The sequence below is a fragment of the Herminiimonas sp. genome, assembly GCF_030645555.1.
Taxonomy (GTDB): Bacteria; Pseudomonadota; Gammaproteobacteria; order Burkholderiales; family Burkholderiaceae_D; genus Oxalicibacterium.
Genome location: NZ_JAUSME010000029.1, coordinates 1 through 10,499, shown reverse-complemented (window position 1 = coordinate 10,499; position 10,499 = coordinate 1). Strand labels below are relative to the sequence as shown.

Below are 10,499 nucleotides of genomic sequence, written 5' to 3'. Positions count from 1 at the left end.
TCTGCCCGCTTGCGCTCCAGCTCTGCTGAAGCTCGTTCGCTGAACACCTGCAGCAGGGACCGGATCAGGTCAGGATTACGCAAGGGTTTGGTATGCATGACGGCCAATACGCCGATTACCTGGCCGTTTGCATCGTGCAAGGCGGCGCCGGCGTAACTGTCCCAGCTTTGTCCTTTCATTACCTTGTGGCGCGGGAATATCGACTGTATGTCTGTTGCAAAGACGCAGATCTCGCCTTCCAGAGTACGTTCGCATGGCGTACCCAGAACCGCATATTCGAAATTGTCTACCAGGCGTCCCTGCAAATGTGCTGCAAGCGCGCGTATGCGCATCGGATCTCCCGGCGTGCGCAGACCGATATAGGCGAAATCGGTACGCAGGGCCGAAGCCAGATCATTGACCAGCAATTCAAAGAATTTCTCACCGGAGAAATCACGCGTGCCTTGTGCCAGGCGCAGCAGTGCATGATCTGCTTCTGCCTTTTGTTCTTCCAGCAGGCGCTGGTTGGTAACGTCGCGTATCACCGCCAGCATGTACATTTCTTCATCGACGGGGAACAGCGTGGCATTGATCAGGCATTTGCGTATCTCGCCAGCCTTGTTGCGCATGCTCCAGGAAAAATCCTGCACCGCTTTATTTCGCTCAAGCTGACGGAATAATTCTGTCCGCTCTTGCGGATAGGCCCAGATACGTAACTGCAATGCAGTTTTCCCCAGCCATTCATGGCGCGTAAAACCGAGGGTCTTTTCAAACGCTGCATTGGCTTCGATGAATGCACCATCGGAGAGGCGCGTGATCGAAATCGAATCCGGATTGGAGCGGAATGCGCCGGAGAATTTTGCTTCTGACAGGCGCTGTATTTCTTCGGCGTGGCGTTTTTCTGTAATGTCTTCTGCGATCGACAGCAGCCGCTCCGCATTCATGCCGTCTTCATCTATATGCGAATAACGCCATGCGCAGGTAATGATGCGTCCATCGGCGGTTAAATTTTCTTGTATGGTTTGCGTACCGGGCGGGCTGGATACGGATTGCTGGGCGAGGCCCTGGATCAGATGTCGTTTATCCAGCGGGGCGAGAAAACGGATATTCCTTCCCATCGCAACTTCACGACGATAGCCGAATATGCGTTCTGCAGCCGCATTCCATTCGACTACCTGGTGTTTTTTATCCCACTCGATGATCGCAACCGGACTTTGTTCGACCAGTACGCGAAAGTGCGCCTCGCGCTCGTAAAGTTCCAGCTGGACGTGCGCGTGCTGATCCATGCCGGTCGTATCCTGATGTTTCTGGCCGCCCAGAAGATTGCGCAAACGGATGCGTGTGTCTTCCATCTGTTGCGAGAGCTGGCCGATTTCATCGAGGCGTTCCAGTTTGAATGGCTGGTCCAGGCGACGTTCGATCAACTGCTTTACCCCGGCATGCAAGCCTTGCAAAGGCCGCAACAAGCGACGTTCAAGAAAGAGCAGTATCAGTGCGATAGACAAGCCGATCTGCAGCGCCAGCGTCAGCATTTGGTACGCCATATTTTCCAGCATGATTTGCCGCAGGCGTGTGCTGGCAACTTCAATCCTGACTGAGCCGGCTACCTGGCCGCGGTAATAAATACTGGCGTCTGCAGTGGCAGTAAAGCCTGCCCGACGTTCGGTGCGTTCGCTGGCGGCAAACAGCGTGCGTTTATTGTCGCGTACTTCTATGCGCACGATATCGTCATTACGCCATATCGCAGCGTCGACCAATGCAGCGGCATCCTTGTGATTGAAATTCCACAGTGGCTCGCTCATGCCATCAGCCAGGGCGACTGCATTTTCTTCGGCGAGCTTGACGGTTCTCTTTTTAACTTCCGAGTTGTAGGTATCGAACCAGCCGTAGCCATTGATGAGGATCGCCGGCACGAGCAAGCCGATGGCTACTGCCAGCACGATAGAACGTCGCAGGGTGAATACGTTTTTTTTCATGTCGTCCGGCGGGTGTGGGGACTGAACAAAATAATGAAATGATGCGGTGGCTGCTGCGTATCCTGATGTGCTTTATTGGTGTTCTTTATGTTCGCGCAACCAGGTGTGCAGTACGTCGGAACTCAAGGGCCTGGAAAACAGGAATCCCTGGCCGAATGGACAGCCGAGTTCGGTCAGGATTTTTGCCTGCCGTTCATCTTCGACGCCTTCGGCAATTACGTCCAGTTCCAGATTGCGTCCCAATTGAATAATCATCTCTGCGATGCTGCTGCCGCGTGAGGATTCGGTAATTTCAGTGACGAAGGCCCGGTCTATCTTGAGTCTGTCCACACTCAGTTTCTGCAAATGGCTGAGCGATGAAAAGCCGGTGCCGAAATCGTCAATCGCGATGCTGACGCCGGTCTCGGTGATTTGATCGAGTAATTTGATCAGCGCATCAGGTTCTTCCATCGCCATGGATTCGGTGATTTCAAGCTCCATGCAGTGCGGTGGCGCGCCCGTGTCTTCCAGTGCCTTTTTCAGCATGCTGAGGAAGTGCGGATGACGGAATTGGACTTGCGACACATTCACCGACATCAGGAAATCGGCATAGCCCAGGCGCTGTATCCGCACCAACTCCTGGCAAGCCTGGCGCAACACCCATTCCCCGAGTTCGATGATCAAGCCTGAGTATTCGGCAATCGGAATGAAACGGTTAGGCGAAATCATCGTCGCGTCTTCAGTCTGCCAGCGCAAGAGAGCTTCGGCGCCGACCGGGGCGCGCGTGACCATGTCGATTTGCGGCTGGTAGACGACGAACAGGCGCTTTTCCTCAAATGCCGCACGCAAGGCATGCATCATGTTGACGCGCTCACGGATGTCGACGCCCATGCTGCGCGAGAAATAAGAATAACCGGTGCGTTGCTGGATTTTGGCGCGCTTCAACGCGATATGCGCATTTTTCAGCGCTTCTACACCGCGGCCTTCATGTTCAGCCAAACGTACCAGTCCGACAGTGGCGGAAAGTTGCACATCCTGGCCATCGATGCTGAAAGGCCTTTCAAATTGCGCCAGCACGGCAGCAGGATTGACTTGAACATCATCGCCCAGCACGCCGAAAGTATCGCCGCCTACGCGCGATACGGTGAGCCGGTCTCCCAGTCGTGACTGCAAGCGTGCCGCCACGGCCAGCAGCAGCATGTCGCCAAACTGGTGGCCTAGCGTGTCGTTGGTTTCTGCAAAGTGATCGATGTCTATCAATGCCAGTGTCGTTGGCCGGTATTCAGTAGAGGCCAGGTTTTCATCGATGATTTCTTTGAGGCGGTTGCGATTCGGCAGTTTGGTCAGGGAATCGTAGAAGGCGGAGTTATGCAGTCGCGTGACCAGCATGATGTTGGAGAGGCCGACTGAGATATTGCTGCAGAAAACTTCCAGCAGACGCAATTCATTTTCGTTGAGCGGCCGGCCGATTTTGAGAAATGTCGCGAAATTGCTGGAGCCGTTGCCGGTAAAGTGCAGGGCGGCATAATCGCGGCCGTAAATGTTGCGTCCTTCACTTAGTGCACGAACCAGTGTATTGCCGATTTGCGCATCCTCGAATGCGGAAACAGGATGATTGATCAGATCCTGATATTTCCCGTCTGCGGCGACGACGAATAACTCGGTTTCCTGATTGTGCAGGGTCTCCTGCACGCAAAACAGGCCATCTGGCTTGATTCCGAGTAAATGCGATATTTGCGTGATGACGCCGGCGGTAAATTCTTCCAGGGTTTGCATGGCCATCAATTCGGTGCTGGCGCGCAGGATCATGTCCAGACCGCGGCTGCTTGCATTGATGGTGCAGATTTGTTCGTAGGAGCGGATTGCTGCAGTCACCACCGTGTACAGCTTGATGCGCGTCAGTTCGGACTTGGTCTTGTAATCGTTGATGTCGAACTGCTGGATCGCATCGATCTCCGGGGCATAGCCCGGCTGGCCGGTACGCAGGATGATGCGTACTTCTGCACGGTGCAATACATCGCGTATGTAGTGCACCAGCTGCAGACCTTCATCCTGCTGCTCCATGACGACGTCCAGCAAGATAACCGCAACATCCGGTTCGTTTGCCAGGATTTCGCGTGCCTGCTGCGCGGAATAGGCGTGCAGGAATGCCAGTGGCCTGTTTTGTATTGCGACATTGCTCAAGGCAAAAGTTGTCGCCGAATGCACGTCGGCATCGTCATCTATGATCATGACTAGCCAGACGCCGTTGTTCGCCCCCAGGATATTGTCATCGGATGCGCGTACCGTTTCATCCAGAAATACAAGGTCATCCTCGTTATGGCTGACCGTCTTGCTCATGATGCCTTCTCCGGGATTTAGTTTTTCTAGTTTGGAAACAGTATATTGCACACCCATTCCATATCAGGCAATGATTTTTCTTGAAGTATTTGTTTTCTGTGCACTGGTAGAATGACACTTTATTTCATTGATCATTAACCATCATGTCCGGCAATACATTTGGCACACTCTTTACTGTCACCACTTTCGGCGAATCCCACGGCCCTGCAATCGGATGCGTCATTGATGGTTGTCCTCCTGGCATGGTGTTGTCAGAAGCCGACATTCAACTCGATCTGGATCGCCGCAAACCGGGCACTTCGCGTCATGTGACGCAACGCCAGGAATCAGATACGGTGGAAATCCTGTCCGGCGTATACGAAGGCAAGACCACCGGTACGCCGATAGCCTTGCTGATACGCAACGAAGACCAGCGCAGCAAGGATTACGGCAATATCACGGATACTTTCCGTCCCGGGCATGCTGATTACACGTATTGGCACAAGTACGGCATCCGCGATCCGCGTGGTGGCGGACGTTCGTCGGCCCGCCTGACTGCACCGGTGGTGGGTGCGGCGGCGATTGCGAAAAAATGGCTGCTGGAACAGTACGGTACGACTTTCAAGGGTTGCATGAGCCAGCTGGGCGAGATAGCGATTCCATTCGAAAGCTGGAGTCACGTCCCTGACAATCCGTTTTTCTCTGCGAACGCGACTATCCTTCCGCAACTGGAAGCGTATATGGATGATTTGCGCAAAAACGGCGATTCCTGCGGCGCGCGCATCGACGTCGTGGCCGAGAATGTGCCGATAGGCCTGGGCGAGCCGATTTACGACAAGCTGGATGCGGAAATCGCGTATGCCTTGATGGGTATCAATGCCGTCAAAGGGGTGGAGATCGGCGCGGGCTTCAAGTCGGTTGCGCAAAAAGGCACCGAGCATGGTGATGAACTCACGCCCGATGGCTTTGCCAGCAACAATGCAGGCGGTGTGCTGGGTGGTATTTCTACCGGCCAGAACATCACCGCATCGATTGCGATCAAGCCGACGTCCAGCATTCGGACTGCGCGCCATTCGATAGATAAAGCCGGCCAGCCTATCATGGTCGAAACCCTGGGGCGGCATGATCCGTGCGTCGGCATACGCGCCACGCCAATTGCCGAAGCCATGCTGGCACTGGTCTTGATGGATCACGCATTGCGCCATCGTGCGCAATGCGGCGATGTAAAAGTGAGCACGCCGCAAATTCCGGCTGGCGCACGCTGATTTACTTGCGCCGCGTATCTGCGCGGCGATGATAGTCTAGATCGGGAGTAGAAATGAGACCAGTCGGCCTACGCACTTTTTTCTCATTCGCAGTGGGCATTACATTCATGCTGATGTTGTCGGCTTGCGAAACCGTGCAGACTACGCAAGGCGGGCTGGTCGGCATAGACCGGCAGCAGCGCATGGCAGTGTCATCCCAGGAGCTGGATCAGACAGCAGCCAGGCAATACGCGGCCTTGATCACAGGGCAAAAGCAGAAAAACACGGTCAATCAAAATCCGGCGCAGGTAGCGCGCGTGCGCACCATTGCCAATCGGCTGATAGCGCAAACACCGGTTTTTCGTCCTGATGCGCAACGCTGGCAGTGGGAAGTCAATGTGCTGACTTCGTCTGAAGTCAACGCCTGGTGCATGCCGGGAGGGAAAATCGCTGTCTATAGCGGCTTGATTGAAAAACTTCAGGTCACCGACGATGAACTGGCGGCCGTGATCGGGCATGAAATTTCTCACGCATTGCGCGAGCATGCACGCGAGCGCGCATCGGAGCAGCTGGTCGCCGGCAGCGTGATTTCAATCGGTTCTGCCTTGCTGGGCGTGGGCGGTTTGGGGCAGCAGGGGGCGGAGTATGCCTATATGGGCCTGGTTGGCTTGCCTAATTCACGCAGCCATGAAACGGAAGCCGATCGCATGGGAGTTGAATTGACAGCGCGCGCTGCTTACGATCCTCGCGCCGCCGTCACGCTATGGCAAAAAATGGCTCAGGCGGGCGGCAGCGAACGTCCGGCTTTCCTGTCTACCCATCCTTCCAGTTCAGATCGCATCAGCGACTTGAATGTCTACGCGCAACGCGTGATGCCGCTGTATCTGCAGGCAAAAAGCAGGCGCTGAGAGCCTGGCCTGGCAGCAAGGATAATTCCCGTATTTCTGAATAAACGCCCGTTTCCCGGTTGCCTGCGCTGCGCTCTTTCAAGGCCGCAGCGTACAAATATGGCATAATCTCGGTCTATTCAATCAGTCGTGACAGACTTACTTTTACACACGAAATATGGCTCAAACGCTCTACGATAAACTCTGGCAATCGCATGTCGTCGATGTCGGCGACGATGGCACGACCGTGCTTTATATCGATCGCCACCTGCTGCATGAAGTGACCAGCCCGCAAGCATTTGAAGGCTTGAAGCTGGCTGGCCGTCGCCCATGGCGCGTTGCTGCCAACCTGATGGTGGCGGATCACAATGTGCCGACCACTGATCGCTCGGAAGGTATTGCAGATCCGACATCGCGGCTGCAGGTAGAAACGCTGGATCACAATGCGCATGAATACGGCTTGACCTATTTCAGCATGCGCGACAAGCGTCAGGGCATCGTGCATGTGATCGGACCTGAGCAGGGCGCGACCTTGCCGGGCATGACGGTGGTGTGCGGCGATTCACATACCTCCACGCATGGTGCGTTTGGCGCATTGGCGCACGGCATAGGCACATCGGAAGTTGAACATGTGCTTGCCACGCAAACCCTGCTGGCACAAAAATCCAAGGCCATGCTGGTACAGGTCGATGGCGCTTTGCCCGCTGGCGTGACAGCCAAGGATATCGTGCTGGCGATCATCGGCAAGATCGGTACTGCTGGCGGTACCGGTTATGCAATCGAGTTTGCCGGCTCGACCATACGTGCGCTGTCGATGGAAGGCCGCATGACCATCTGCAACATGGCGATCGAAGCCGGTGCACGTGCCGGCATGGTGGGAGTCGACGAGACCACGATCAATTACGTCAAGGGCAGGCCCTTGTCGCCGGTTGGTCCGCACTGGGATCGCGCGGTCGATTACTGGCGCACGTTGCATTCCGATGTCGGCGCGAAGTTCGACCTGGTCGTCACCTTGAACGCCGCTGAAATCAAGCCGCAAGTGAGCTGGGGTACGTCGCCGGAGATGGTGGTAGCGGTCGATGGCCGCGTGCCGGATCCTGACAAGGAAAAAGACCCAACCAAGCGCGATGGCATGGAAAAAGCGCTGGTCTACATGGGGCTGAAGCCAAATACGCCGATCACCGATATCCGTATCGACAAGGTATTCATCGGTTCCTGCACCAACTCGCGCATAGAAGATTTGCGTGCCGCGGCTGCGGTGGTGCGCGGCAAGCATCGTGCATCGAACGTGACACTGGCGATGGTGGTGCCGGGTTCCGGTCTGGTCAAGGAGCAGGCAGAGCGTGAAGGCCTGGACAAGATATTCAAGGATGCCGGTTTTGAATGGCGTGAACCTGGTTGCTCCATGTGTCTGGCTATGAATGCCGACCGCCTAGAGCCGGGCGAGCGCTGCGCATCGACTTCCAATCGCAATTTCGAAGGCCGCCAGGGTGCCGGCGGCCGTACGCATCTGGTCAGTCCTGCGATGGCTGCTGCAGCCGGTATTGAAGGCCATTTTGTTGATGTACGTTCGCTGTAAGCGTTACTTTAAATTTGTCGCTGTAAATTAAATTCACGGAGAAAAAACATGAAAAAAATCGCTGCTTTGTTGATTGCTTCTGTCTGGCTGCTGGCAGGCTGTAACACGGTTCAGGGTTTCGGCAAGGATGTCGAACATGTGGGCGACAAGATACAGAATAAATCTGCGAAATAAGCCGATTGCAATAAGCTGGCTGAAACAAGCCGACTGCATACGTAAGCGCATCAGAAAATTGAATCAGTGCGCCGGCAATCTTTTGCCGTCGCACATGTTAATAGTTGGACAGTATGGATAAATTTAATATTCTCGATGGTTTGGTTGCGCCGCTGGATCGTGCAAATGTCGATACCGACGCCATCATTCCCAAGCAGTTCCTGAAATCGATACAGCGCACCGGCTTCGGTCCGAATCTGTTCGATGAATGGCGCTATCTGGATCAGGGCGAGCCGGGCAAGGACAATTCGAAACGTCCGCTGAATCCCGATTTCGTATTGAATCAGCCGCGCTACAAGGGCGCATCGATACTGCTGGCGCGCAAGAATTTCGGCTGCGGCTCCTCGCGCGAACACGCGCCATGGGCCTTAAGCCAGTACGGCTTCCGGGCCATCGTGGCGCCCAGTTTTGCCGATATCTTTTTCAATAACTGTTACAAGAACGGTTTGTTGCCGGTCGCGCTGACCGAGGCGCAAGTCGATCACTTGTTCAACGAAGTCAAGGCATTCCCTGGCTTCCATCTGGTGATCGATCTGGAAAAACAAACGATCGCTACCAGCAATGGCAGCGTGGTCTATCCATTTGAAATCGACGCGTTCCGCAAATACTGCTTGCTCAACGGTTTTGATGATATCGGTCTGACCCTGCAAAAAGCAGACAAGATACGCGCCTTCGAAGAGCGCCATCTCGCCGCGCAGCCGTGGTTGAGCAATACGATTTAAGCGCACGCATTTAAATGCGCGATTCCATCCTTTTTTAATCTTATCGAAGTCATCAAATGAAAATCGCAATTCTGCCGGGCGACGGCATAGGTCCGGAAATCATCACGCAAGCTGTCAAGGTAATGAACGCGCTGGGTGAAAAATTTGAAACTGAAACCGCTCCGGTTGGCGGCGCTGCCTATGCCGAGCAAGGTCATCCGCTGCCGGAATCGACGCTGAAGCTGGCCAAGGAAGCTGATGCGATCCTGTTCGGCGCGGTGGGCGATTTCAAATACGATACGCTGGAGCGTTCGCTGCGTCCTGAGCAGGCGATACTGGGCTTGCGCAAGCACCTCGGCCTGTTCGCCAATTTCCGCCCGGCGATTTTGTATCCTGAACTGGCAGGCGCATCGTCGCTGAAGCCGGAAATCGTATCCGGCCTCGACATCATGATCGTGCGTGAATTGACTGGCGATATCTATTTCGGCCAGCCGCGCGGCATGCGCGAAGCGCCGGACGGCCCGTTCAAGGGTGCGCGTGAAGGTTTCGACACGATGCGTTATGCAGAACCTGAAATCCGCCGCATTGCACACGTGGCGTTCCAGGCTGCGCAAAAACGCGGCAAGCGTTTGACCAGCGTCGACAAGGCCAATGTGCTGGAAACCTTCCAGTTCTGGCGCGATGTCGTCACCGACGTGCACAAGGAATACCAGGACGTCGAGCTCGACCACATGTACGTCGACAACGCCGCGATGCAACTGGTGCGCGCGCCGAAGAAATTCGACGTGGTCGTGACCGGCAACATGTTTGGCGACATCCTGTCCGATGCCGCCGCGATGCTGACCGGCTCGATCGGCATGCTGCCATCGGCTTCGCTGGACGCCAACAACAAGGGCTTGTACGAGCCGTCACATGGTTCCGCACCTGACATCGCCGGCAAGGATATGGCCAATCCACTGGCAACGATCTTGTCGCTGGCCATGATGTTGCGCTATTCGCTCAACAAGGTAGAGCAGGCGGATCGTGTCGAAGCTGCGGTGAAGGCAGTGTTGAAACAAGGCTTGCGCACCGTCGATATTTACGAAGCCGGCACCACCAAGGTCAGCACGACGCAGATGGGCGATGCGGTCTTAAAAGCACTGGTTTGAAAATGAGGACGGCGGTCACCGCCGTGACAATGATTAATAGGACGACTGGATGCGTCCTGCGTTGAGGAAATGATGATGAAAGTTGTGGGCTTGGTAGGTTGGCGTGGCATGGTGGGCTCGGTCTTGATGCAACGCATGCAGGAAGAGCGTGATTTCGACCATATCGAACCGGTATTTTTCACCACCTCGAACAAGGGCGGCAAGGCGCCTGCGATGGCAAAGAAAGAAACGGCGCTGCAGGATGCCAATGATATAGACGCGCTGAAAAAATGCGACATCATCATTACCTGCCAGGGCGGCGACTACACCACCGATATTTTTCCCAAGCTGCGCGCAGCCGGCTGGAGCGGTTACTGGATAGACGCCGCTTCGACCCTGCGCAGGCAGGACGATGCTGTCATGGTGCTCGCTCCCGTCACTCTGCATGTGAGCAAGGATGCGATGGGGCGTTGCGTGAAAAACTACATCGGTGGC

Annotated in this window: 9 protein-coding genes; 7 read left to right on the top strand and 2 right to left on the bottom strand. The window is 55.2% G+C overall.

The window, feature by feature from the left end:
- Both Q7T06_RS01220 and Q7T06_RS01215 read right to left on the bottom strand, forming a co-directional pair.
- Positions 1 to 1,955: PAS domain S-box protein (locus Q7T06_RS01220; RefSeq protein WP_304778795.1), on the bottom strand; the 1,955-nt coding region annotated here is incomplete at its 3' end.
- A gap of 72 nt (positions 1,956 to 2,027) precedes the next feature.
- The gene (locus Q7T06_RS01215; RefSeq protein ID WP_304778793.1) at positions 2,028 to 4,274 is read right to left on the bottom strand and encodes an EAL domain-containing protein; all 2,247 of its coding nucleotides are present in this window, start codon (positions 4,272 to 4,274) and stop codon (positions 2,028 to 2,030) included.
- Between the two features lie 143 nt (positions 4,275 to 4,417).
- Here Q7T06_RS01215 and aroC point away from each other — a divergent pair, with 143 nt between their 5' ends.
- From aroC to Q7T06_RS01180, 7 genes are all read left to right on the top strand, one after another.
- Positions 4,418 to 5,518: a chorismate synthase gene (gene aroC / locus Q7T06_RS01210; protein WP_304778790.1), complete on the top strand. Its 1,101-nt coding sequence runs from the start codon at positions 4,418 to 4,420 to the stop codon at positions 5,516 to 5,518.
- Between the two features lie 53 nt (positions 5,519 to 5,571).
- The gene (locus Q7T06_RS01205) at positions 5,572 to 6,405 is read left to right on the top strand and encodes a M48 family metallopeptidase (RefSeq protein WP_304778788.1); all 834 of its coding nucleotides are present in this window, start codon (positions 5,572 to 5,574) and stop codon (positions 6,403 to 6,405) included.
- Positions 6,406 to 6,562: 157 nt separating this feature from the next.
- Entirely contained in the window at positions 6,563 to 7,963 is a 1,401-nt protein-coding gene (leuC, locus tag Q7T06_RS01200) for a 3-isopropylmalate dehydratase large subunit (RefSeq protein ID WP_304778784.1), read from the top strand.
- Between the two features lie 48 nt (positions 7,964 to 8,011).
- Positions 8,012 to 8,137, top strand: coding sequence for an entericidin A/B family lipoprotein (locus Q7T06_RS01195; RefSeq protein ID WP_304778781.1), 126 nt, complete (start codon positions 8,012 to 8,014; stop codon positions 8,135 to 8,137).
- 113 nt (positions 8,138 to 8,250) lie between these two features.
- On the top strand, positions 8,251 to 8,898 hold the full coding sequence (gene leuD, locus Q7T06_RS01190) for a 3-isopropylmalate dehydratase small subunit (protein ID WP_304778778.1): 648 nt from the start codon (positions 8,251 to 8,253) through the stop codon (positions 8,896 to 8,898).
- A 56-nt stretch (positions 8,899 to 8,954) separates the two neighbouring features.
- Entirely contained in the window at positions 8,955 to 10,025 is a 1,071-nt protein-coding gene (gene leuB, locus Q7T06_RS01185; protein WP_304778775.1) for a 3-isopropylmalate dehydrogenase, read from the top strand.
- A 75-nt stretch (positions 10,026 to 10,100) separates the two neighbouring features.
- Positions 10,101 to 10,499, top strand: a 399-nt coding sequence (locus tag Q7T06_RS01180) for an aspartate-semialdehyde dehydrogenase (protein WP_304778773.1), incomplete at its 3' end; no start/stop codon positions are given.

Bases quoted from the DNA above. Each gene is read 5' to 3' on its own strand.
- aroC (WP_304778790.1), top strand. From the start codon at position 4,418: ATGTCCGGCAATACATTTGGCACACTCTTTACTGTCACCACTTTCGGC.
- Q7T06_RS01215 (WP_304778793.1), bottom strand. From the start codon at position 4,274: ATGAGCAAGACGGTCAGCCATAACGAGGATGACCTTGTATTTCTGGAT.
- Q7T06_RS01205 (WP_304778788.1), top strand. From the start codon at position 5,572: ATGAGACCAGTCGGCCTACGCACTTTTTTCTCATTCGCAGTGGGCATT.
- leuD (WP_304778778.1), top strand. From the start codon at position 8,251: ATGGATAAATTTAATATTCTCGATGGTTTGGTTGCGCCGCTGGATCGT.
- leuC (WP_304778784.1), top strand. From the start codon at position 6,563: ATGGCTCAAACGCTCTACGATAAACTCTGGCAATCGCATGTCGTCGAT.
- Q7T06_RS01195 (WP_304778781.1), top strand. From the start codon at position 8,012: ATGAAAAAAATCGCTGCTTTGTTGATTGCTTCTGTCTGGCTGCTGGCA.
- leuB (WP_304778775.1), top strand. From the start codon at position 8,955: ATGAAAATCGCAATTCTGCCGGGCGACGGCATAGGTCCGGAAATCATC.